Here is a 24,259-nt window from a genome sequence, read left to right as displayed (position 1 = left end):
GGCCGCGCCATGCATCTCACCAAACGCGAAGCGCCGATCGAAGCGGTTCGAGCACGCGCCTATACGATCCCGACCGATCGTCCCGAAGCAGACGGCACCTATGCGTGGAACTCGACGACGCTCGTCGTCGCCGAGGTCAGCGCTGCGGGCAAGACGGGCATCGGCTACACGTATAACGATGCGAGCGCGGCGAAGCTCGTCGAAGCGACGCTCGCGCCGACGCTCATCGGCGAAGACGCGTGGAATATCGACGCGCTCTGGCTGCGCATGCAGCAGCGGGTGCGCAACATCGGGCGTTCGGGGCTCGCGGCCAGCGCCATCTCCGCGCTGGACTGCGCGCTTTGGGATGTGAAGGCGCGCCTGCTCGACATGCCGCTCGCGCGTTTGCTCGGGGCCATGCGCGATCGCGTTCCGATCTACGGCAGCGGCGGATTCACGACCTACACGGACGATGAGATTCGCGCGCAACTCGGCGGCTGGGTGCACGAAGACGGATGCCGCTGGGTCAAGATCAAGATCGGCACCGAGCCCTCGCGCGATCCGCATCGCGTGACGGTGGCACGAGAAGCCATCGGGGATGCAGCGGGCCTGTTCGTCGATGCGAACGGCGCATTCGATCGCAAGCAGGCGCTCTTCTATGCCGAGCAGTTCGCGCAATACGGCGTGGAATGGTTCGAAGAGCCGGTGTCGTCGGACGATATCACGGGCCTCGCGTTGCTGAGAGACGCGCTTCCCGCGCACATGGAGCTGGCTGCGGGCGAATACGGCTACACGCTCGACGACTTCCGCGCGCTGCTCGCGCATCAAGCCGTCGATGTGCTGCAAGCCGATCTCACGCGCTGCGGCGGCGTCACAGGCTTCTTGCGCGTGGCCGCGCTATGCGATGCCTTTCATGTGCCGCTATCCGCGCATTGCGCGCCCGCGCTGCATCTGCACGCGGCCTGCGCCGCGCCGCGCTTGCGGCATCAGGAATGGTTTCACGATCACGTTCGCATCGAGTCGATGCTGTTCGACGGCGCCCCGCGCGCCCACGAAGGCGCCATTGCGCCGGACTGGTCGCGGCCGGGTTGCGGGCTCGATTTCAGGCATGCGGACGCGCACCGGTATGCGGTTTAGAACGAACGGCATTCGACTTCAACATGACGCAAACCAGAATGATCGACATCGCCATCGGCTGCGGCGTCGCGGCGGCGGGACTTGCCGTCGCGCGGCTCGGCACGCGCGAAGCGCATCGCTCGAAAAAGCAGACGCACATCGACACGGCGCGCACGTTCAACCATAGCTCGGCGCTGCTCGCGCTCTCGGTTCTCGCTGACAGCGCGATGGAGCACTATCGCGGCTCCTTCGACAACCCGGCCATGTACACGCCGCTCGTCGTCTCGACGCTCTCGCTGCTTGCCGGCCTGCACGGTGGATCGGACCGCGAGGCGGCACGGCATCCCGTGCGCGATTCGGTTTATATCGGCGCGGCGCTCGCGGGCATCGCGGGGACCGGGTTCCATCTGTACAACATCACGAAGCGTCCCGGCGGATGGAGCTGGCACAACCTCTTCTATGCCGCGCCCATCGGCGCGCCCACGGCGCTGCTGCTTTCGGGCGCGCTCGGCGCGGTGTCCGAACGATTGCGCGACGAACCCGCGCACGAGCCGCGCCTTTTCGGCATGCCGGCCGGACAGGCGCTCGCGCTCGTCACGAGCGCGGGGCTCGTCGGCACGCTGGGCGAAGTCGCGCTGCTGCATTTTCGCGGCTCGTTCCAGAACCCGGTCATGTATGCGCCGATCGTCATTCCGCCGGTCGCCTCCGCCCTGCTTCTCAATACCGCGCTGGCCGCGCCGCGCGAACGCCCGCTCACGCGGCTGTGGCTGCGCATCACTACGGCGCTCGGCTTCATCGGCGTCGGCTTTCATGCACGCGGCGTCGCGCGCAATCGCGGCGGCTGGCGCAACTGGAGCCAGAACCTGTTCAACGGGCCGCCGCTGCCCGCGCCGCCGAGTTTCTCCGCGCTCGCGCTCGCGGGGCTCGCCGCGCTTCGCCTGCGGGAGACCGAAAAATGACCACGCTGCCCCGCTATCCCGCCTACGACGTGATGAACAAGCGCGACACGCCCTCGTGGGACGACGTGACGCGCCAGGTCATCGACAAGCGGCTCGCCACGCCGCAAGGCCCGATGTTTTTCGATGCCGTCGAATGGCGCGCGCTCTGTGCGTTGTGCGCGTGCATCGTGCCGCAGGACCGTGAGCGGCCGGCCGTGCCGGTGGCTTCGCTCGTCGATGCGCGCCTTGCCGAGAACACCGGCGACGGCTATCGCGACGCGCGCCTGCCGCCGATGCGCGATGCCTGGCGCATCGGCCTTCATGCGCTCGATGCCGAAAGCCGCGCGCGCCATGAACTGCCGTTCGCGAGCATCGACGATAACGCGCGGCGCGCGCTGATCCACGACATGCAGCACGGCAAGCTCGACCGCCCCGAGTGGCAGGGCATGCCGCCCGCTGTCTTCTTCGCGGAGCGCGTGCTGCACGACATCTGCGGCATGTACTACGCGCATCCGCACGCATGGAGCGAGATCGGCTTCGGCGGCCCGGCCAATCCTCGCGGCTACGTGCGGATGGTCGCCAACCGGCGCGATCCGTGGGAAGCCGCTGAAGCAAAGCCCGGCCACGAACACGATGCACGCAAGGAGAACGCCCGTGTCCGCTGAATCGCCGAAGGACGCCGAGCACTTTCCGCGCGGCAAGAACGGGCGCGCGCCCGACGTATTCCACCCCGGCGCATGGATCCCGATGCGCGAGTATCCGCAAGACGAAGCGGTCGATTTCGCGATCGTCGGCACCGGCGCGGGCGGCGGCACGCTCGCGTGTCGTCTCGCGGAGAAAGGCTTCAAGGTCGTTGCGTTCGATGCCGGCGCGTGGTGGCGTCCGCTCGAAGAGTTCGCATCCGACGAGACGCATCAGGGCAAGCTCTTCTGGACCGACGACCGCATCTGCGACGGCGAAAACCCGCTCAAGCTCGGCAACAACAACAGCGGAAAAGCAGTGGGCGGCAGCACCGTCCACTTCGCCATGGTCTCGCTGCGCTTTCGGCCGGAGTGGTTCAAGTCGCGCACGCTGCTCGGCTACGGCGCAGACTGGCCAGTGGACTGGCGCGAGATGTGGCACTACTACGCGCAGGTGGAAGACGCGCTGAAGATCGCGGGACCGGTGAACTATCCGTGGGGACCGAAACGTCCGCGTTATCCGTATCGGCCGCACGAACTGAACGCCGCCGCGCTCGTGCTCGCGCGCGGCTGCGAGGCGCTCGGCATCGACTGGTCGCCCACGCCGCTCGCCACCGTCTCGGCGCCGCGCGGCGAAGCGCATCCGTGCGTGTATCGCGGCTTCTGCGTGTCGGGTTGCGCGACCAACGCGAAGCAGAGCGCGCTCGTCACGTGGATACCGCGGGCCGTGCGCGCAGGCGCGGAGATTCGCGACCTCGCGATGGTCGGGCGTATCGTGATGGGCGACGACGGACGCGCGACCGGCGTCGAATACATGCGCGAAGGGCAATGGCAGTTCCAGCGCGCGCGCCATGTCGTGGTGGCGGGCTATGCGATCGAAACGCCGCGCCTGCTCTTGATGTCCGCTACGGACCGCTATCCCGATGGCCTCGCGAACAGTTCCGGCCTCGTCGGCAAGAACCTGATGGTGCAGATGAATCAGGCCGTCTGGGGAACGATGGAAGAAGAAGTGCGCTGGTACAAGGGCCCGCCCTCGCTTGCGCTCACCGAGCACTGGAATTACGAGGACAAGGGCAAGGACTTCTTCGGCGGCTATTGCTACATGAGTCAGGGCCCGTTGCCCGTAGCGTGGGCGTCCGTGCAAAACGGGCGCGGCCTGTGGGGTCAACAGTTGCTCGACGAAATGCAGAAGTACAACCATCAGGCGGGGTTGAAGATCGTCGGCGAGACCATGCCGCAAGAGCGCAACCGCGTGACGCTCGCCGATGAGAAAGACCAGTACGGCCTGCCGGTCGCGCGCGTGACCTATTCGCTGTGCGATAACGACAAGCGCCTCGTCGCGCATTCGCTCGACTTCATGAGTGTCGCGCTCGAAGCGGCCGGCGCGCGCGATGTCTGGCGCGAAACCGACGACACGTGCCATCTGAACGGCACCGCGCGCATGGGCGACGATCCCGCGACGAGCGTCGTCAACGCGGACTGCCGAAGCTGGGACATCGACAATCTCTGGATATGCGACGGCTCGGTGTTTCCGACAGTGGGCGGCGTGAACCCTTCTCTGACGATACAGGCCATCGCCATGCGCACCGCCGACCGGATCGAGGCGCTTGCGGGACGCGGCGAACTGTAGATGACAATGGATCTGCTCAAGGACATCTTCGGCACGCAGGGACACGTCACGGTGCTTCAGGAATGCGCCCGGGCGGCGATCGTATTTTGCTGGGGATTGTTTCTCGTGCGAGTCGCCGGGCGCAGAATCTTCGGACGATGGGCGGCTCTCGACATCGTGGTGGCGATCATCGTCGGGTCGAACTTGAGCCGGGCGGTCACCGGAAACGCGCCGCTCACCGGCACGCTGGTCGCAACGGCGTTCATGATCGCGGCGCACTGGGTGGTCGCGCATCTTGCCTCGCGCTACCGGCTGTGGACGTTCATTGCGGAGGGCAGTCCCATTACGTTGTTCTCTCAGGGCAAGCCATGCGAAAAAGCACTCATGCGATACGGCGTGTCCGAGAATGACATCAACGAGGCGCTGAGCGAGAACGGCGTCGACGACGTGAAAGACGTGCAGAAGATCACGCTCGAACCCAGCGGAAAAATCAGCGTGTCGAAGCAGAAAACGAAGTAATTGACGACGAATGCGAACGGCTTGCGCGGACCGCGATGCGGAACGACGCTTGCTTATGTCACGACGTGATATTGGTCCCCCAGGAGCGCGCAGATGAGCAAAGAAGCCAAGAACCCATCGTATCCTTTCGCTTCTGGCGGGTGGGGATCGATGAAAGCAGTCGCCACGATCCTCATGCAGGAGAAAGTGCCGATCAAGGACAGCGCCATCCTGCTCAAGCAGAACAAGCCCGACGGCTTCATGTGCGTGAGCTGCTCGTGGGCGAAGCCCGCGGATCCGCATACGTTCGAATTCTGCGAAAGCGGCGCGAAGGCGACTGCCTGGGATACGACCGCCAAGCGAATGACGCCCGAGTTCTTCGAACTGCACACCGTTAAGCAATTGCTCAACTGGCACGATCACGATCTCGAAGAAGCAGGACGATTGACCGCGCCCATGCGCTACGACGCAGCCACGGACAAGTACGTGGAAGTCACCTGGCAGCAGGCGTTCGACGAGATCGGCAAGGAGCTGAACGCGCTGGACCCGGAGACCGTCGTCTTCTACGCGTCAGGGCGCGCCTCGCTCGAAACCGCATACATGTACCAGCTTTTCGCGCGCATGTACGGCTGCAACAATCTGCCGGACAGCTCGAACATGTGTCATGAAAGTTCGAGCGTCGGTCTGAAGGAAGCGATCGGTGTCGGCGTCGGGACCATCACGCTCGAAGACTTCGAGAAGACGGATCTCATGTTCTTCTTCGGCCAGAACGTCGGCACGAATAGCCCGCGCATGCTGCACCAGTTGCAGGACGCGCGCAAACGCGGCGTGCCGATCATCACGTTCAATCCGCTTCGCGAGCCGGGTCTCGTCTCCTTTGCAAATCCTCAGTCGCCCGTGGAGATGCTGACGCCCAAGGAAACGCAGATCAGCACTCAATATCATCAGTTGAAGACCGGCGGCGATACGGCTGCCATCCTCGGTATTTGCAAGGCGGTGATCGAGGCCGACGACCGCGCACAGGCCCAAGGCACGGAACGCATGATCGATGTCGCGTTCATCGAGGAACACACGACCGGCTTCGAAGAGTTCGCGGCCTGCGCGCGTCAGACCGAATGGAGCGAGATCGAACGAATCAGCGGACTGCCGCGCTCGGCGCTGCTCGAAGCGGCCAATGAGTACATGAAAGCCAAGGCCGTGATGGCGCACTACGGCATGGGCCTCACGCAGCACAGGCTCGGCGTGCAGAACGTGCGCATGCTCTGCAACCTCCTCTTTCTGCGCGGCAACGTCGGCAAGCCGGGTGCCGGGCCTTCGCCGATACGCGGCCATTCCAACGTGCAGGGTCAGCGCACAGTCGGCATCACGGAAAAGCCGGAACTCGCGCCGCTCGATCAGCTCGCGAAGCAGTTCTCGTTCGAGCCGCCGCGAAAGAAAGGCATGAATACTGTCGAAGCATTCGAGGCGATGGTGAAAGGCAAAGTGAAGGCGGTCTTCAATCTCGGCGGCAATCTGGTGCGTTCGGTGCCGGACCGGTTGCAGACGGAGCCCGCATGGTCGAGCCTTCGCCTCACGATCAACGTGGCCACGAAGCTCAATCGCAGTCACCTCGTGCATGGCGAGATATCGTACGTGCTGCCGTGCCTGAGTCGTATCGAGTTTCATCGCACGCGACTGGGCGAACAGGCGGTCTCGATGGAAGACAGCACGGGCTGCATGCACGGCTCGAAAGGCGTGACCGAACCGGCAAGCGAGAAGGCGCGCGCGGAGCAATTCATCGTCGCGGGCATCGCGAAGGCGACGCTCGGCTCCCGTTCGACAGTCGACTGGGATGCGTGGAGCGACGACTATTCGCTCGTCCGAAACGAGATTGCGACGACGTATCCCGAGACGTTCCATGACTTCAACGAGCGCATGTGGGAGCCGGGCGGCTTTCATCGGCCGCTGCCCGCTTGCGAACGGGTCTGGCAAACGAAATCGGGCAAAGCGGAATTCATGACGCCGAACTCGCTCGTCGAGGACCCCGACATGCCCGAGAAGGCGCCGGAAGCATTGCGGCTCATGACCTTGCGCAGCGACAGCCAGTTCAACACGACTATCTATAACCTCGACGACCGGTTCCGAGGCGTGAAGGATTCCCGCATGGTTATCCTGATGAACGAGGCCGACATCGCCAAGCATCATCTGAAGGAAGGCCAGGAAATCACCTTGCAGACCATTGCAGACGACGGCATCGACCGCCGGCTGTCGGGGCTGAAAATCAAGGCGTATGCGATTCCCGAAGGCTGCATCGGCGGCTATTACCCGGAGTGCAATGTATTGCTGCCGCTATGGCATTACGCTGAAGAGAGCAAGGTGCCGGGCGCGAAGTCGATTCCGGTGCGCATTGTTTGAATCCCGTTTGATTCACGCGTCGCTCATCTGAGCGACCCGCTGCCGGCCCGCGTGCGTTACTGCGCACGCGGGCCGCTTCTCATTGATGGATCTTCGAGCGAAGGCGCTCCACTTCGCGGTCCGAGACCGGCGCCGCATGATTGCCCCATGTGCCACGAACGAAGCTGACGACCTGAGCGATTTGAGCGCTCGTCAGTTGGCCATGAAAGCCCGGCATCTTCTGCGGCGCAGGCCCTGTGTCCGTCTCCGGGCTCTTGCTGCCCTCGATCACGATGCGCATGACCGATGTCGGATCTTCTGCCAGCACGAGCGGGTTGCCGGCCAGCGCGGCCACCTTGCCAGGCTGACCCTTGCCGTCCGCCTGATGACAGCGCGCGCAGAACGACAGATAGACGCCCGCGCCGGGACGCTCGACTTCGCCAGTCTGAATGCTGCGCGCCGTCTGCACCTTCGCGTGCTCGTTGTTGGCGTAACTGCCGTAGGTCTGCTGAGGAGGCAGTGACTTGAGATAAGTGGCGATCGCATGCAGGTCGGCATCGGTCATGTACTGCGTGCTGTCCCCGATGACCGGCGCCATGGCCCCGAAAGCAATCGCGCCTGCGCCGTGACCGGTACGCAGAAAATCGACGATGTCCTGCGCAGTCCAGCGTCCTAGTCCGCTGCCCGGATCGCCGGTAAGGTTAGGTGCAAGCCAGTGATCGTTAACGCCGCTCGTGAGATACCACGGCGACTTTTCACTGTAGCCGAGCTCGTTGTAAGCGGGACCGCGCGGCGTATGGCACGCGCCGCAATGCCCCAATCCCTGCACCAGGTACGCGCCGCGATTCCATTGCGCGCTGCGCTTCGGATCGGGCTCGTACTGGTCGCGATTCCCGAATGCCCAGCTCCAGAACAACATGCCCCATCGCTGATTGAACGGAAAAGGCAGATGCGTTTCCGGCGCGCGCTTCGCGCTCGGCTTCACGCCATGCATCAGATACGCATAGAGCGCGGTGACGTCGTCATCCGTCATGTTGGCGAGCGACGGATACGGCATGGCCGGATAAAGCCGCTTGCCGTCGCGGCGCTTTCCATAGCGAATCGCGTCCGAGAACTCCTTCAGCGTATAGCGTCCGATACCCAAGGTCGGGTCCGGCGTGATGTTGCTCGCATAGATCGGGCCGAACGGTGAGTTCACCGGCATGCCACCGGCAAGCGGCGTGTGATCGGCCGCGTCGTGACACGCGCTGCAATCGCCCGCTTTCGCGAGGTATTCGCCGCGAGCGATCAATTGCGGCGAGCTGGTCATCGGCGACTGCGCCGTGACGTTGTCGGGAAGATTGTCGTTCGCCCGGCCACTGCATGCGCCCAGGGTGGCGAGCACGACTGGCATCAGTGCAGCGGCGATGTGGTTTTTTAAACTCGTCGCGTTCATTTCAATGCCATTGATTGCAGGAATCGAGGAACACTTCGGCCAGAATGGTGAAGACCAGCGCGAGGACGAAGAGACAGCCGATCAACGCACTGCACAGCGCAATGAAGCGCTTGCGGGCCAGCTGTTCTTCGAAGCGCGAAGGCTTATCCGACGAAGAAGCGCTCGCTTTGGCCTGCTGCTCTTTCTTCTGCAAGAAGCGAAAGCCGTAGACCGCCATGCTTGCACAGACAAGCGACACGATCACAGCCGCAGCCGACGTACCGTACAGCCACGCATGAAAGTGCCTGAAAACCGGCTCCGCCCGACGAATCGACTCGGCATAGCAGGCCTGCGCCGAGATGGTCTCGGAGATCATCACCTGCAGCAGCCACGCGCCCGGCGAGAGGAAAAAGCCCGCGCACGCGCAGACGACGAGACGTCGCTTTTCTTCTTTCGTGAGATGCTGCTCGGGCAGCGCGGACGTTTGCATCAGTGACCCCGCATCCAGAAAGGCGTCACGTAGAGCGACGTGAAGATGAAGAGCCACACCACGTCGACGAAGTGCCAGTACAAGCCGCCGATACGCATCGGTGCATTGCGTTCCTCGTCGAAATAGCCGAGCGCGATCCACACGGCGAGCAACACGAGAATCACGATGCCGACCATGACGTGCGCCATGTGAAAGCCGGTGATCGTGAAATACAGCGAGCCATAGAGATGCGCCGTGATGCCGTAAGGATGGTCGTGCCATTCCTTCAACTGCATGCCGGAGAACACGCAGCCGAGCGCAATGGCGCCGAGCATCCACGCGAATGCCGGCCAGCGCTTGCCCTTCTTGAGCGTTCGCTCCGACATCCACGCCAGCACGCTACTCATGATGAGCACGCCCGTAGCCGTCGCGCCGGTGCCGATCTTCGGCATGCCCTCGGGCGGCCACGGCAACGTGGTTTGCGACTGCGAATAGAAATAGCAGAAGATGAGATAGCCGAAGAGACTCGCTTCGGTGGCGACCAGTGCGATCACACCCCACCATCCGCCCGAATGCTCGCCCGTGCTTCCGACAGGCAGCACGTCGTTCTTCTTCGCGGTCTGCGCCGGAATGGTTTCTTCAGGCGTCGGCGGTTCGCGTTGCCCGAGCGAGCGGCGCGGCCACATCCATGCCACCAGCGTCGCACCGCAACCCGCGACCATGAGAGCAGTTAACCACGGCGAGCGAAGCAGCAGCGCCGCGAAACACAGCGCAGCGAAAAGAGCCAGCAGGAATGGCGACCATGCGTCCTCCGGCATCTTGAGTATCGCGTCGGGCTTGCCGTTGAACGGATGCACGCCGAGCGCCTCGCGTCCCTGATGCAGCAGATAACCGGACTTCAGGCTCGACTGCCGCCCTTTGGGTTGCAAGCGATCTTCCCACATAGGATGCCGCGACTCGACAATCGGCAGCACCGCGAAGTTGTAGGCCGCGGGCGGCGAGTCAGTCGACCATTCCAGGCCCGGCGCATCCCAGGGATTCTGCGGCGCCTTCTTTCCTCGCTTCGCCGAAATGAGTGCATTGACCAGAAAGATGCCGACGCCGATGGCGAAGATGAAAGAGCCGATCGTCGTAATGAGATTGGAGGTGTCCCATCCCATGCCTTCCGGATACGTATAAATGCGCCGCGGCATGCCGAGCAGCCCCGAAATATGCATCGGGAAGAAGCCGACATTGAAGCCGACGAGAATGATCCAGAACGCGATCTTGCCCCAGCGCTCGCTCATCAGACGCCCGGTGAATTTCGGGAACCAATAAGTTATGCCGCCGAATACCGGGAATACGTTGATGCCGAGCAGCACGTAATGAAGATGCGCGACGACGAAGTAAGTATCAGTGAGTTGCCAGTCGAGCGGCACCGCTGCGGTCATCACGCCCGACACGCCGCCGATCACGAACATCAGCACGAAGCTCGCGAAATAGAGGAACGGCGTGGAGAACACGGGGCGCCCCGTCCAGATCGTCGCGATCCACGCGAAGACGGCGACCGCGCTCGGAATCGTAATGAGCACGCTCGCTGCGCCGAAAAAGGCCAGCGCAAGCGGCGGAATGCCGGTCGCGAACATGTGATGAATCCAGACTTCGAATCCGATGATCATCGTCGCGACCGTGGACATGGCCACTGCCGCGTAACCGACGAGCGGACGCCGACAAAACGTGGGCAATGCATCCGAGACGATGCCCATCGCGGGCAGCACGACGACATAGACCCAAGGATGCGCGAACATCCAGAAAAGGTGCTGCCAGAGCAGCGGCCTGCCGTCGCTCGCGACATCGAAGAAATGCGTGCCGATGTTGCGGTCCATCCATAACAGGAAGAACGCGAGACTCACGGACGGCACGGCAAAGAGGTTCGCGAAGGAAATGGTCAGCGTGCCCCATACGATGATCGGCAGCCGGTCCACCGACATGCCCACCGCGCGCATGCGAAACAGCGTCACAACGAAATTCACTGCGCCTACCGTTGTGGAAATGCCGAGCAACACCATGCCGAGCGAATAGACGTCTATGTTTATTCCACGGCTGTATTCGAGCGACGAAAGCGGCACATAGTTGAACCAGCCCGCATTAGGCGCTTCGCCGAGCGGAAAGCTGCAATAGAGAAAAATGCCGGCAAAGAGAAAGACCCAATACGAAAGCGCGTTCAGACGCGGGAACGCCATGTCGCGCGAGCCCAGCATCAACGGCCAGAGAAAGTTCGCGAAGCCGCTCAGCACCGGCAGCGCGTAGAGAAAGATCATCGTGATGCCGTGCATCGTGAACAGCTCGGCGAACTGTCCCGGCGTGACGAGCGTCTCGTTCGGCCGCGCGAGTTGCAAGCGCATGATGAGCGCCTCGACGCCGCCCAACAGCAGAAACACGAACGCGGTCACGATATAGCGCAGGCCGATCTTCTTGTGATCGACTGTCGTGATGAAGCCGCGCCATCCCGATTCGCCTTCCCATAGATCGAGCAGCCGCTTCTCGGCTTCCGATCCTTTCGGGACGCTGCCGAACTCCGGCTCGCGTCTGAACGCGACGCGGTGCGAGTGCCCGGCGCTTCGATCCCCTGTCACGGCCATCGTCTTGTCCTTACCTGAGAGTAGCGAGGTATGCCGACAGCTCGCCTGATTCAACGGGCGAAAGCTTCATGTCGGGCATGAGCGTGCCGGGCTTGATTTCCTGCGCGTGCTGAATCCAGTCCATCAGATTCTCCGGCGTATTGACGACCGTGCCCGCCGCCAATAGCCGGCGCGACAGCACATGCGTGAGATCGGGCGCCTGCACGCCGGCCGCATTGCTGCCGCGTACCGCGTGGCAGCCCGCGCAGCGTTCCTCGAAGAGCTTCCTGCCGTGCACGGCCTGCGTCGTGGCCGGCGCGGCTGCTGTGCGCTGCTGCGCGGCGTACCATCGGTCATAGTCGGCTTGCGGCTGCGCATAGACTTCGAATGCCATGTGAGCATGTTGCACGCCGCAGTACTGCGTGCACTGGCCGCGGAAAATGCCGGGCTTGTCCGCCTGTATCCACTGACGGTTGGTGTTGCCGGGTATGGTCTGCGTCTTGCCGGACAATTGCGGCACCCAGAACGCATGAATGACGTCTGCGCTCTTCAGCAGCACGAGCACCGGCACGCCTACCGGAATATGCAGTTCGTTCGCGGTCGTGAAGGCGCTCGGGCCCTGACCGTAGTCCACTTTCCACCACCAGTCGTAAGCGGTGACCGTGACGGTGAGAGCCGGCGTTTTGGGCGGATCGGCGACCTCGGCCAGCACCGTCAGCATGTAGATGGCGATGCCGAACAACGCCACGGTCGATATGGCCGTGCCGACATAGATAAAACTCAGGCCGCCGCCCTTGCCGAGCGCACGGTGGTCTTCTTTCTTGCGGTGACGGAAGGTCGCAATCAGCAGCATCACCGCGATGATGATGCACACAAGACTGCATATCGCCGTCAGCACCCAATCGAGATGCAGGACGGGATGCGCCGCAGGTCCCTTGCTGTGAAGGAAGTAGGCAAGCGGCGTCGGTCCGCTCGTGAGTGAATCGGATGTGTCGGGCGCTGCCTCGTTCGCAAATGCCGTGATCTGACGAAGCGAGACCGCGAGCGCCAGCCCCGTTCGCAAGATAGATACGAAAAACCGACGCACACAGATCACATCTTCTCCTTGATGCCTCGCCGGATGAGCCAGTAGTTGACCGGGTATGTCGTCAGGAAGCCCGCCACCATCGCAAGTTGCATGCGCACCCAGTACGCCGAGTCAGTCGGCTCGAGCGGCGTGGCAAGCTTCGCGAAAGCGATCATCACGCCGAACATGCCCACCTCGTACGCGACGAGAGAGAGCGTGTCCGCCTTGACTGCCGCGATCACGCCATCGCGAAAGCCAAAGCCTCGCATTGGCGCGATCGAGAAATACTGGAAAGCCACGCCGATCAGGTAAGCCAGCACGAACGCCAGCGCGAGCCGCCCGATCAGTTCCGAGCCCGCGATGCTGAAGGCAAGCAGAAAGGCGAGCCATTCCCCAATGAAATCTCCCAACGCGCAACCTGCACCGCAATGCGTCGCGCCCAGAAATGTGGCTTGCCACATCGGCGCTTCGCGCTGCTTTGCGCCGGGCGTCGCGCGACCGAACGCGAAATAGAAAACCAAGCCTATCGGGCCCCAGTACAGCATCGTCAACGGCCATACCACGGACATGATCGCCATCGGTTGCCGATGTCCGAGCATTGCTATGTCGACTACCACTGCACATGCGGAAAGCACCGATAACGCCAGCCATGCCGTTGGCATGACGACCGACCAGTGTGCCGGCATCTCGGTTCTCCTGCGGTGTTCACGGTCGGCCTGCTCGCGCTCGCACGCCTTTGAGAGGTCATCGAGAAAAGGGACTCATCTGGGGGCTTGCACGAAGCAAGCCGCATTCCGGGTCATCTTCCGCGCGCGCGCCCCGGTCGATCCGCCATGCGCCAGAGAAGGTATCGAGCTTCGATTTCTATCACATTGTGCTTTTTTCCTGCTGATTGCAAATTGTTCCTGAGCGCCGCCCCGCGCGACTTCAGGCCGCTAGCATGCCCGGATGCATCTGCTACCATGAATGGCACGTCCGGCCGAAAAGCAATGCATTTACCGACCCACTGAACCGAAGATCCGTGCGCAGAAAATGAAGCAACCGAATAACCGCGGGACCAAGGGTCTGCCGAGCAAGACGGATCTCGAATCGCTTTCGAATTTCCGCTATCAGCTCCGCAAGTTCCTTCGCTACTCCGAAGAAATCACTCACGCGGCCGGCATCACGCCTCTCCAGTATCAACTCCTTTTGCATGTGCGCGGCATGCCGGGACGGACGTGGGCGAGCGTCGGCGAACTGGCCGAACGCCTTCAGGCCGCGCCCAACGGCACGGCCGCACTGGTAAGCCGGTGCGAGCGCGCAGGACTCGTCGTCCGAAAGCCGGGGGAAAGCGATCGGCGCCAGGTGGAAGTGCATTTAACGCCCAAGGGCGAGCGATGCTTGTTGAAGCTCGCTGCCATGCATCTCACCGAGATGCAAACCTTCGGCTGGCTGGCAAACAGTGTTTGATGCTTCCATAGGGTCGTCTGCGCATGAGCGATTCAGCCCACGACAAAACAGCACCGCGTGACCTATTGGCACGGCTGCTGCTCTGAGGCGTTTGACTGTCGTTCTTCCAACCGTTGTTCCTGACATCGCCCTATGCGTCGACGAGGAGGCACCGAATGCCAAAGGTAGTCGTCATCACAGGCGCGGGTGCCGGCGTAGGTCGCGCGACCGTGGATGAATTCGCGCGGCAAGGCTACGACGTCGCCCTTCTCTCACGCGACGCCGAGCGGCTGGAGCGGGCGGCGTCGCAAGTCCGCGAGACCTATGGCGTGCGCGCGCTGCCCATTCCGACGGATGTAGCGGATGCGCAGGCGGTTGAGCGCGCGGCATCGCATGTCGAAGAGACACTGGGACCGATCGACGTCTGGGTGAACGTCGCGATGGCGACCGCATTCGCGCCGGTCTCCGAACTCACGGCAGAAGAGATCGAGCGCGGCACGAAGGTCACTTATCTCGGGCAGGTCCACGGCATGATGGCCGCCCTCGCGCGCATGCGCACGCGCAATCGCGGCACGATCGTGAATGTAGGCTCCGCGTTGGGCTACCGCTCGGTGCCGCTGCAATCCGTGTATTGCGGCGCGAAGTTCGCCATTCGCGGCTTCACGGACTCGCTTCGCTCCGAGATCATCCATGACCGGCTGAAGATCCATCTCACGATGGTCGCGCTGCCCGCTCTGAACACGCCTCAGTTCGACTGGGCGCTCAACAAAATGGGGAAGCGCGCGCGACCCGTCGCGCCGATTTTCGAACCCGAGGTCGCCGCGCGCGCCATCTACTTCGCCGCGACTCACCGCCGGCGCGAGGTCTGGGTGGGCTTCTCGAGCGTCAAGGCAATCCTCGCGAATCGCATCGCGCCTAATCTGATCGACCGCTATCTGGCGCGCAGCGGTTATAGCGGGCAGCTTACCGACGAACCGCTCCCGCATGACGCGCCGAGCAATCTGTTCGAGCCTGTTCCCGGCGATTACAGCGCGCACGGGCGCTTCGGCGACGAATCGCGGGAACGCAGCGTCGAATTGTTCACCGATCGCCACCGCGCGTTATTGTGGGGGCTCGCAGGCATCGGCACCATCGGTTTGTTCGGACTTCTATCTAAACGATGGGGCGGGCAGCGGTGAGCCGGCCCATCGAAGACTATGCGCTGCTGGGCGACGGCCAGACCGCGGCGCTCCTGAGCCGCGATGGCTCCATCGACTGGCTATGCTGGCCACGCTTCGACGACGACGCGTGCTTCGCCGCGCTGCTCGGCACGTCCGACAACGGATGCTGGTCGCTTGCGCCTGCCGGCGACATCGAACGTCAGGCGCGGCGCTACCAGGAGAACACGCTCGTCATGGAGACCGACTTCGAACTGCGCGACGGCGCGGTTCGCCTGATCGACTTCATGCCTGTGGGCGAAGCATCGAGTTCGGTGGTGCGCATGGTCGTGGGCCTGCGCGGCGTCGTGCAGATGGACATGAGCCTCTGCTTACGCTTCAACTATGGCGCGCTGCGTCCGTGGAGCGAGCCGATCGACGGCGCGATTCAGTCTTGCATCGGCCCGGATGGCGTTTTCCTGCGCGCGGACATTGCGCTCTCTATGGACAAAGGTCGCGCGCAGGCGTCGTTCGCCGTGCATGCCGGCGAATCCGTCACCTTCGTGTTGAGCTATGGCGCGCCAAACGAGACGCCGCCCCCGCCCGTGGAGGCGCAAGCCGCGCTGCGACGAACGCAGCACTTCTGGCGCGACTGGATAGGCCGCTTCGATAACGGCAGGACGGACTGGCCGGAAGCGGCCAGGCGCTCGCTGCTGACGCTCAAGGCGCTCACGCACGGCCGCACCGGCGCCATCGTCGCCGCGCCCACGACCTCGCTGCCAGAGGCGCCGGGCGGACGGATGAATTGGGACTACCGTTACGGCTGGCTGCGCGATACGAGCTTCGCCATGGTCGCCTTGCTGAACGCGGGTTTCAACGACGAAGCGAGTGCATGGCGCGACTGGCTGCTGCGTTCAATCGGCGCGTCGCCCGAGCATATCCGCATCATGTATCGCGTCGACGGCGGGCGTCACCTGTCCGAATGGAACGTGGAATGGCTGCCGGGCCACCGCTATGCGTTGCCCGTGCGCGTGGGCAATGCGGCGGCGCATCAGCATCAGGTCGATGTCCTCGGCGAGATCATCGACTGTCTCGACGTGAGCCGGCGCGGCGGGCTCAAGCCCGCGAGCAGCGAGAACTTCGTCGAGACGCGCATCGTCGAGCATCTGGAACAGGTCTGGAATACGCCGGGCTCGGGTATTTGGGAGTCTCGCTCCACGCCGCGCCACTACACCTATTCACGCGTGATGGTGTGGGTCGCGCTCGATCGCTTCGTGAACAACCGGTCGGGCGACGCCGCTTGCGCCGCGCTCGTCGAACGCATTGCCTCGCTTCGGGAGACGGTGCGCGATGAGATTTGTCGCGAGGGGTGGAACGAAGGCATGGGCAGCTTCACGCAGTACTACGGCGCCGACGAACTCGACGCCAGCCTGCTTCTGATGCCGCTCGTCGGCTTTCTGCCTGCCGATGAGCCGCGCATGGCATCGACGATCGAAAGAATACGCCGCGACTTGAGCGAGAACGGACTCATCCGACGCCGCAAGAAGCGGCCGGACGGCCCCAACGAAGGCACCTTTCTAGCGTGTTCATGCTGGATGGCCGACTGCCTGCAAATGCAGGGACGCACGGAAGAAGCCCGGCAACAGTTCGAGCGCGTGCTTGCCGTGGCAAACGACCTTGGGCTGCTTTCAGAGCAATACAACGCAGAGCGCCACGAACTCGCCGGCAACTTTCCGCAGGCGCTCACTCATCTCGCCGTCATCAACTCCGCACTCGGTCTGTGCGGGCCGACGATACAGCGTGGAGGCGGCTGATCGCGACGCACCGTTTTGGACCGCTCACGGTGCAGAACATTCCTTCGACGATTGCAGCCACCGCGCCGCCGCAAACTACTTAGCCATCCGTAATTCTCCTGCCGAATGGGCATCCGGTTCAAGTTACCGATTCGGCGCGCGGCCTTTGTGGGGAAACACACACATACAAAACTATTAGGGATACGACGGTTTTTCCAATGCCCTAATGTCTCCTTGCGGTGACCCAACACCGTCCGTGGACAGAGGGGAGCACACATGAAAACGTCGCTGAAAGAAATCGGCGCTGCGATGCGCGCCTTGCTTCTCACGCTGGTCCTGATTCCTGCGCTATCGTTCGCGCAGAGCACGCTGACCGCGCGATCTTTCACCGATGTGGACGACACCGCCGATGCGACCGCCGGCAATTCCGCCGTATCCACAGCCGGAAGTCTCGCCTCGCTGTTGCAGCGGCTGCAATGCGCCTCGGGGCTCAATCCGTCAGGCAACTCGGCGACCGTCTCGCTCACGGCGAAGATGACGTCGTATCGAATCTACAACCCGTCCACCAACGTATTCGATACCGTCAACATGCGTTCGTACAACGGCTGTCCATCGGGACCGACCATCAGCATCAAGCCGGGCGCCACGCTGAAGCTGAACTTCACGAACAATCTTCCGCTGAATCCGAACGACGCCACTTGCCCCAGCCAGCCCGATCACGTCACGCCGCATTGCTTCAACAACACGAACATCCATACGCACGGGCTGCACGTATCGCCGTCCGGTAATGCCGACAACGTGCTGATCACCGTGCCGCCGAGCGGCGGAAAGTCCACGAGCGAAAGCACGCATCACTACGTCTACGAGATTCCGTCGAACCATCCGTCGGGCACCTTCTGGTATCACTCGCATCTGCACGGGTCGACCGCCATCGACGTGGCGAGCGGCATGGCCGGCGTGCTCATCGTGCGCGGCTCGCGTCAGGCGCGCCCGGGCGTCGCGAACGGCAGCGCGGACATCGATACGATCCTCAAGCGCAGGACATTCGGCTTGCCGCTGACCGAGCATGTGATGCTCTTCCAGCAGATCGAATACGCGTGCTTCAGCGACGCGACTTCCACCGTGCCGCTGCTCGACCCGACCACGGGCGAGTGGATCTGCCCATCGGGCAAAGTCGGCGAGATCCGGGGGTATAACAATCAGTTAGGGTTCGTTCCGGATACGCGGACGGGCGCGCCCGCCGGCGCGGTGAATTCGTCGTGGATCATTTCGGGCCGTTATACGCAGATCAACGGCGTGGTGCAGCCCATCTTCCCTAGCGCGATCGGCTTCGTGCCGGCCGGCGACATCCGGCGTTTTCGCATGGTGCACGGCGGCAACCGCGACACCATCAACGTGAAGATCGTGCGGGCGAACCTGTCATCGCTCGGCCTCGCCGATTCGCAATCGCTCAGCACCGCGCAAGTGAACACGGCGACCAACGCCGCAACATCCGCACTGGCGAACGACCGCACGAAGTCTTCGCAAGTCGTCACGCTCGACGCGCTGTGCAGCGGCGAGACGGTGAAGCAACTGGAGTTCGCCGAAGACGGCATCACCATGCAGACGATGGTGGAGAAAGACGTCAACTCGATGAACCCCGGTTATCGAAGCGACGTGCTGGTGGCGTTCCCGTCGCCTGGCTTGTACTGCATCCTCGACGAAGCGGCGTCCGCTTCCGCCACCATCAACTTCCGCGCCGGCGCGAGCAAGGTCAAGGACCGCCGGCTGTTGTCGTTCGCGCGCGTGGGCCCCGGCGTGAACATTCCCAATACGACCGTGGGCAGCCATTCGAAGTACTGGCAGTTCATCCGCGATCAACTCGTGGCCGCCAATCCCGCGCTCGCGCAACCCGGGAAGTCCGATCTCCAGTCGCTCAACCTGCGCGCTTTCGCGCCGACCGTGCCCGTCGACGGTCCCATCAAGCAGACGGTCAATCAGCAATTCCAGATCAATCTGCCGACGGGACCGAATCAGCCGCTGACTTTCCAGATCGAAGGCGCATCGTATGATCCGTCCGTCATCCGGGTGACCGGCACGCTGGGCACGGTGGATCAGTGGAACGTGTCCGCGTCGACTTTCGCGACGCACGTGTTCCATATCCATACGAACCCGTTCAAGATCATGGACATCAAGAATGCGGCGAATCATTCGATCTTCGACGGTTCGGGCAACTGCACGCAGGAGGAACTGGCAACCGGCGACACGGAGTACTGCAACCTGCAAGGCGTGATACGCGACACACTCTTCATCAAGGCAGGCTACACGCTGCAAATGCGCACGGCTTATGAAGACTTCACCGGCGAATTCGTGATGCACTGTCACATCCTCGATCACGAAGACCGCGGCATGATGGAAAACGTGGCTGTCGTATCGCCGACGACGGCATGGCTGCAGCGCTTGACGTCACCGGTCACGGCGATGAAGGCGAGCACGAGCCGATGGCTCGCCCGCCTGCGCGGCGAAGACGAGACGAAGCTGGCTCTTGCGGCATCGTTATGTTCTGCGAAGGACTTCGGGAGAGGTCAGTAACGGCGCACACCTCGCGATCAAGCCTGCGCGGGACGCAGCATGCCCTTGAACGACCACTTGTTGAGCGCGAGAAACGCGAGCAGCGTCGCTCCGAAGATACACTGCCGCCCTGCTTCGCCGATTTGCAGCGCGGTCAGCAGACTCGTGAGCGCGGTGAGCAGCAGCGCGGCCATCGCCACCGCGATGTAGTCGCCGCGTCCGCCTGCGAGCGACACGCCGCCGATCACCGCGACGACCACGCTCGGCAGCACATACGTGGTGCCGAGCCCGAGAAACGCCTGACCGACATAGCCGACCAGCAGCACGCCCGTCAGCGCCGCGATGACGCCGCTCGCCGTATAGACCGCGATGCGAATGGCGCGCACGCGCGTCCCCGCTATCGCCGCCGCGGTCGGATTCGCGCCGCTCGCGAGCAGCCGTCGTCCCCACGCGGAATGATCGAGGAAGCGCCACACGAGCGCGCCGGCCACGAGCCAGATCAGCGCGACGGTCGGCACGCCCGCGAGCGTTCTGCCGGCGAGCGCGGCGAGCGCCGGGCTCGCCGCCGTATTCACATGCATCACCGATGACCACACGATCAGGCCGCCATCCACGAGACTCGCCATCGCGAGCGTCATGACGAGCGGCGGTATCCGCAAGAGCGTGATGCCGACGCCGTTCACCGCGCCCACCAGCGCGCCGCTCGCGGCAGCAACGACGAAGGCCGCGCCCAGACCCGGCGACGCGGGCCCGAGCAGCGCCGCGCCGAGCATGCCGCCGAGCGTGGCCGCCGCGCCGACCGACAGGTCGAGCCCCTGTTCGCCCGCGATCATCACGAGCGATTGTGCGATGCCGAAGAGACCGAGAAACGTCGCGATCTTCAATTGATTGGCGACCTGCCCCGGACTCGCGAAACCCGGCACGGCGAACTGTCCGCCGACGAGGACGATGATCGCGAGCGCGAGCAGGAAGAGGCGGCGCGATTGGGTATTCGTCATCAAGCTCTCCTTTTCGCGCCGACGAACGTGAAACCGAGCGCGATCACGATCACCGCGCCCTTGAACACTTCCTGATAGTTGCTCGGAATGCCCGCGAAGTAGACGACGTTGCCGATCAGCGCGAGCACGAGCGAGCCGCAGATTGCCCCGAGCATGGAGCCGCGCCCGCCCGCGAGCGAGATGCTGCCGATCACCACGGCCGCCACCGAGTTCAGCGTGTACGGCAGGCCGAGGCGCGCATCGCCGGATGCAGTCTGCGCCGAGAGGCACACCGCCGCCGCGAATACGAAGAGCCACGCGAGCATATAGCCGAGCAGCTTGACGAGCCGCACGTCGACGCCGACCTTGAACATGGCGTCGGCGTTGCTGCCGGTTGCAATCAGCCGCCGCCCGAAACGGTGCCGTTGCAGCACGGCCCAGATCACGACAGCCGCGAGCACCGGCAGCGCCGCGACCGGCACCACGCCGATGCGCGCCGCAAACCATTCGCCGAGCGCGTCGGGAACGGTGCCGCCCGGCTGCGGCATCAAGAGCAGCGCGCAACCGAACCACACCGCGCCTGTCGCGAATGTGGCGATGAGCGCGCTCTGTTTCGCGTAGCCCACGAGAAAGCCGTTGCACGCACCGGCCGCGAGCGCGGCAAGCAGCGCCGCAAGACACGTCGCGCCCGTGCCCCAGCCCATGAGACCGGGCGCGGCGGCGAGCACGCAATTCACGAGCGAAATGCCCGCGCCCACCGACAGATCCAGCTCGCCCATCAACACGACGACCGCCTGCGCCATGCAGACGAGTATCACCGGCGCGGCGTTCTGCATGTTGCTCGCGAGCGAATCGAGCGTCAGAAAGTCGGGCTGAAGCCATGCATTGCACACGATCACGGCCAACAGCATGACGAGCGCCGGCAATGCGCTCGCGGCGCGCGCAAGCGTCGCTTTCAACGCCGCGCCGGTGCGTGTCATCGGCACGGCTTTCGTGCGGGGAAGCCCTTCGCTCAAGTGCGCTTTCATGCCGCGCTCCGGCCGAAGAGCGCACTGGTTACGCGGGATTCGTTCATCTCGTCTCCTTCCAGCAGCGCGACGATCCGGCCTTCGTACATGACGACGAGCCGGTCGCACACCGCGAGCAATTCTTCGGTGTCCGAAGCATAGACGAGCACCGCGGTTCCGGCCGCGGCGAGCGCGCCGATCGCTTCGTAAATGTCCTTGCGCGCGATGACATCCACGCCCTTAGTCGGATCGCTCAGAAGCAGCACATCGACTTGACGGTTCAGCCAGCGGCCGATCACGACCTTCTGCTGATTCCCGCCCGACAGATCGCGCACCGGCTGCCGCGCGTCGGATGTCTTGATGCGCAGGCGCTTCACGACGTCGTCGACGAAGCGGCGAATCGGCGCGCGATGCAACCGCCACGGGCTTTGCGCGAAGTTCACGCCGACCTGCGCGAGGTTGAACTCGACCGAATGATCGAGCCACAAGCCCTGACGATGCCGGTCGTTCGGCACGAGGCAAACGCCCGCCGCGATCATCTGGCGTGGCGAGCGCGGTTCGACCGTCTTCGCGCCGTGCGGTCCAGCCAGCGTCACCGTGCCGCCGTCCGGCACGCGAAAGCCGGCAAGCGCGTCGAGCAGTTCTTCCTGGCCGTGGCCCTGCAATCCCGCGATGCCGAGAATCTCGCCACGCTTCAGTTCGAGATCGACGCCGCGCAGCCGCGCGCCCGCTCGCAGGCCGCGCACCGTCATCGCGACAGATGCGCCATCGCGCGACACGCGGTCCGTTTGCGCCGTTTCGCGCGCGCCATCGTGCAGATGCGCGGCCGCCGCGCCGCCCGCGACGCCGCCCATCAGTTCGAGCACGCGCGGCTCATCCAGTTGGCCGCGCACCGGCAACTCGCCGACCGCGCGGCCATTACAGAGCACCATCACGCGATCGCATAGCGACTCGATCTCCGCCATGCGATGCGAGATGAAGACGACCGCCGTGCCGCGCGCCGTCAGGCCGCGCACGGCGCGCATCAGGCTATCGACTTCGGCTGCGGCGAGCGCGGCGGTCGGCTCGTCGAGAATCAGCATGCGCGGCGCGAGCGCGAGCGCCCGCGCGATCTCGACCAGTTGCTGATCCGCCGCGGTCAGACTGCCCGCAGCGGCATCGACGTTCCAGCCCGGCCGCAGGCTTTCGAGCAATTGAAGCGCGCGCTCGCGCGTGCGCGGCTGGTTCAGGAAGCGCGCCGCGCGACATAGCTCCGCGCCCAGAAACACGTTCTCCCAGACCGGCAAATCGGGCGCGAGCCCCGGATGCTGATGCGCGATCGCGATGCCCGCCGCCCGCGCCGCTTTCGGCGAGCCCACGGCGAGCGGCACGCCGTCGAGTTCGATGGAACCGTGGTCCGGCATCCTGTCGCCCGCGAGAATGCTGGAGAGCGTCGATTTCCCCGAGCCGTTCGCGCCGAGCAAGCCGAGCACTTCGCCGGCTTCGAGCGCGAGGCTCGCGTCGTCGAGCGCCAGCACGCCGCCGTAGCGTTTCGTGAGCCCCTTCGCGATCAATAAGGACATGGCGCCGCCGTCACTGCACGAACAGCGCGTCGAGTTCGGCTTCGGAGAGCCATTGCCCGAGGAAGTAGCTGTCCGGCTTGCCGTTCATCGACGCGAGCGTGGCATCGAGCGTGTCGCTCGTCACCGTCTTCGTAATCGGGAAGTAGTACGTGTTGTCCGGCAGGGCTTTGAGCTTGCGTCCCTGCGCGAGACGCACCGCGATGCCGAGCGCCGTGCGGCTGATATCGGGCGGATTCACCTGCACGAAGACCTTCATCGGATTGCCCGCGTCGCGCTGCTTCTTCCATTCAGTGAGAAAGCCCTTTTGCGCCTCGCCGGTCATGATCGGCACGCGGCGGTTCGCGTTCTCGAAGGCGCGCAGCACGCCGAGCGCCATCGCGTCTTCGGTGAACACGGCGTCGATTTTCGGCTGCGCGGCGATGACCGTCGCCATCACGGACTGCGCCTTCGCCTCGTCCCATTCGCCGTAGCCGGACCATACGACCTTGATGCCGGGATACTTCGCGAACGTATCGAGCGCGGCTTTCTTGCGCGCTTCTGCCGCCGGGTGCCCGGGAATGCCGTCGAGCACCACGACGTTGCCCGTGCCGTGCAGTTGCTCCGCGATCCATTCGGCGTAGCGCTGGCCCCACTTGTAGTGATCGACCGTCACGTTGGTCGCATAGCGGTTCGACACGGCCTGATCGAACGAGACGACCGGAATCTTGCTGCGCTCCGCTTCGTTGATGACGCCGTTGAGCGCGGTCGCGGAATTCGCATCGACCATGATCGCGCCGACTTTCTGGCGGATCATGTTGCGCATGTCCTGAATCTGCTGGCCGGTGTTCGCGCCCGACTGCTGGATGACCAGCTTGTCGGCCATGCCCTTCGCCTTGTAGGTCTCGAATTGCTGGTTCGCGCCGTCGATCATCTGGTTGCGCCATTCGGTGCCGAAGTAGCCGTTGGATAGCCCGATGGTCGGCGCGGCGGCGAACGCCGATGCGCACGCGAGGCTGGTCGCCAGCGCGGCGAGCAAAGTGCGCGGTTTCATGTGGTCGTCTCCTGATTTTTTCGTAAGCGAAGGC

General features: G+C 63.8%; 19 protein-coding genes. 10 read left to right on the top strand and 9 right to left on the bottom strand.

Going from position 1 to position 24,259, the window contains the following annotated elements:
* Nucleotides 1-9: 9 nt before the first annotated feature.
* From NCR34_RS22800 to NCR34_RS22775, 6 genes are all read left to right on the top strand, one after another.
* Nucleotides 10-1,116, top strand: a complete 1,107-nt coding sequence (locus NCR34_RS22800; RefSeq protein ID WP_250501090.1) for an enolase C-terminal domain-like protein — start codon at nucleotides 10-12, stop codon at nucleotides 1,114-1,116.
* 23 nt (nucleotides 1,117-1,139) lie between these two features.
* Nucleotides 1,140-2,054: a hypothetical protein gene (locus NCR34_RS22795; protein WP_250501089.1), complete on the top strand. Its 915-nt coding sequence runs from the start codon at nucleotides 1,140-1,142 to the stop codon at nucleotides 2,052-2,054.
* Complete coding sequence (locus tag NCR34_RS22790; protein WP_250501088.1) at nucleotides 2,051-2,698, top strand: gluconate 2-dehydrogenase subunit 3 family protein; 648 nt, start codon at nucleotides 2,051-2,053, stop codon at nucleotides 2,696-2,698. The genes NCR34_RS22795 and NCR34_RS22790 overlap by 4 nt, the downstream gene beginning before the upstream one ends.
* Complete coding sequence (locus NCR34_RS22785) at nucleotides 2,688-4,343, top strand: GMC family oxidoreductase (protein ID WP_250501087.1); 1,656 nt, start codon at nucleotides 2,688-2,690, stop codon at nucleotides 4,341-4,343. Before NCR34_RS22790 ends, NCR34_RS22785 begins: the two co-directional genes overlap by 11 nt.
* The gene (locus NCR34_RS22780; protein WP_250501086.1) at nucleotides 4,344-4,841 is read left to right on the top strand and encodes a DUF421 domain-containing protein; all 498 of its coding nucleotides are present in this window, start codon (nucleotides 4,344-4,346) and stop codon (nucleotides 4,839-4,841) included.
* Nucleotides 4,842-4,934: 93 nt separating this feature from the next.
* The gene (locus NCR34_RS22775) at nucleotides 4,935-7,214 is read left to right on the top strand and encodes an FdhF/YdeP family oxidoreductase (protein ID WP_250501085.1); all 2,280 of its coding nucleotides are present in this window, start codon (nucleotides 4,935-4,937) and stop codon (nucleotides 7,212-7,214) included.
* 79 nt (nucleotides 7,215-7,293) lie between these two features.
* On the opposite strand, the gene NCR34_RS22770 is transcribed toward NCR34_RS22775, so the two are convergent.
* Genes NCR34_RS22770 through NCR34_RS22750 form a run of 5 tightly spaced genes read right to left on the bottom strand, consistent with a single transcriptional unit; the run spans nucleotide 7,294 to nucleotide 13,311 of the window.
* Nucleotides 7,294-8,586 carry a c-type cytochrome gene (locus tag NCR34_RS22770; RefSeq protein ID WP_371747494.1) on the bottom strand — a complete coding sequence of 431 codons (1,293 nt, stop codon included), beginning with the start codon at nucleotides 8,584-8,586 and terminating at the stop codon, nucleotides 7,294-7,296.
* Nucleotides 8,587-8,629: 43 nt separating this feature from the next.
* Nucleotides 8,630-9,097 (bottom strand): hypothetical protein, encoded by a 468-nt coding sequence (locus NCR34_RS22765; protein ID WP_175943486.1) that lies wholly within the window; start codon nucleotides 9,095-9,097, stop codon nucleotides 8,630-8,632.
* Entirely contained in the window at nucleotides 9,097-11,697 is a 2,601-nt protein-coding gene (gene ctaD, locus NCR34_RS22760; RefSeq protein ID WP_248323515.1) for a cytochrome c oxidase subunit I, read from the bottom strand. The genes NCR34_RS22765 and ctaD overlap by 1 nt, the downstream gene beginning before the upstream one ends.
* 10 nt (nucleotides 11,698-11,707) lie before the next feature.
* On the bottom strand, nucleotides 11,708-12,739 hold the full coding sequence (coxB, locus tag NCR34_RS22755; protein WP_284506663.1) for a cytochrome c oxidase subunit II: 1,032 nt from the start codon (nucleotides 12,737-12,739) through the stop codon (nucleotides 11,708-11,710).
* 29 nt (nucleotides 12,740-12,768) lie between these two features.
* Nucleotides 12,769-13,311 carry a DUF4396 domain-containing protein gene (locus tag NCR34_RS22750; protein ID WP_250501084.1) on the bottom strand — a complete coding sequence of 181 codons (543 nt, stop codon included), beginning with the start codon at nucleotides 13,309-13,311 and terminating at the stop codon, nucleotides 12,769-12,771.
* Between the two features lie 463 nt (nucleotides 13,312-13,774).
* Here NCR34_RS22750 and NCR34_RS22745 point away from each other — a divergent pair, with 463 nt between their 5' ends.
* The 4 genes from NCR34_RS22745 to NCR34_RS22730 all read left to right on the top strand — a co-directional run bounded on the left by NCR34_RS22745 (nucleotide 13,775) and on the right by NCR34_RS22730 (nucleotide 19,670).
* Nucleotides 13,775-14,191, top strand: coding sequence for a MarR family winged helix-turn-helix transcriptional regulator (locus NCR34_RS22745; RefSeq protein WP_175943997.1), 417 nt, complete (start codon nucleotides 13,775-13,777; stop codon nucleotides 14,189-14,191).
* Between the two features lie 155 nt (nucleotides 14,192-14,346).
* Nucleotides 14,347-15,348 carry an SDR family oxidoreductase gene (locus tag NCR34_RS22740; protein ID WP_248323518.1) on the top strand — a complete coding sequence of 334 codons (1,002 nt, stop codon included), beginning with the start codon at nucleotides 14,347-14,349 and terminating at the stop codon, nucleotides 15,346-15,348.
* A complete protein-coding gene (locus tag NCR34_RS22735; protein ID WP_250501083.1) occupies nucleotides 15,345-17,120 on the top strand; it encodes a glycoside hydrolase family 15 protein in 1,776 nt (591 codons plus the stop codon). Before NCR34_RS22740 ends, NCR34_RS22735 begins: the two co-directional genes overlap by 4 nt.
* A 255-nt stretch (nucleotides 17,121-17,375) precedes the next feature.
* A complete protein-coding gene (locus tag NCR34_RS22730) occupies nucleotides 17,376-19,670 on the top strand; it encodes a multicopper oxidase family protein (protein ID WP_250501082.1) in 2,295 nt (764 codons plus the stop codon).
* Between the two features lie 17 nt (nucleotides 19,671-19,687).
* Here NCR34_RS22730 and NCR34_RS22725 read toward each other — a convergent pair whose 3' ends face one another.
* From NCR34_RS22725 to NCR34_RS22710, 4 genes are read right to left on the bottom strand one after another with little or no spacing between them, the layout of a single operon-like run.
* On the bottom strand, nucleotides 19,688-20,647 hold the full coding sequence (locus tag NCR34_RS22725; RefSeq protein WP_248323521.1) for an ABC transporter permease: 960 nt from the start codon (nucleotides 20,645-20,647) through the stop codon (nucleotides 19,688-19,690).
* Complete coding sequence (locus NCR34_RS22720) at nucleotides 20,647-21,654, bottom strand: ABC transporter permease (protein WP_248323522.1); 1,008 nt, start codon at nucleotides 21,652-21,654, stop codon at nucleotides 20,647-20,649. The genes NCR34_RS22725 and NCR34_RS22720 overlap by 1 nt, the downstream gene beginning before the upstream one ends.
* Nucleotides 21,651-23,195, bottom strand: coding sequence for a sugar ABC transporter ATP-binding protein (locus NCR34_RS22715; protein ID WP_248323523.1), 1,545 nt, complete (start codon nucleotides 23,193-23,195; stop codon nucleotides 21,651-21,653). The genes NCR34_RS22720 and NCR34_RS22715 overlap by 4 nt, the downstream gene beginning before the upstream one ends.
* Nucleotides 23,196-23,205: 10 nt before the next feature.
* Entirely contained in the window at nucleotides 23,206-24,225 is a 1,020-nt protein-coding gene (locus tag NCR34_RS22710) for an ABC transporter substrate-binding protein (RefSeq protein WP_248323524.1), read from the bottom strand.
* Nucleotides 24,226-24,259: the final 34 nt, after the last annotated feature.

Origin of the sequence: Caballeronia sp. GAWG1-5s-s, from assembly GCF_023631445.1 — a bacterium.
Classification (GTDB): Bacteria; Pseudomonadota; Gammaproteobacteria; order Burkholderiales; family Burkholderiaceae; genus Caballeronia.
Note: the sequence above shows the minus strand (reverse complement) of the source record. Positions and strands in the feature narration are given on the sequence as shown.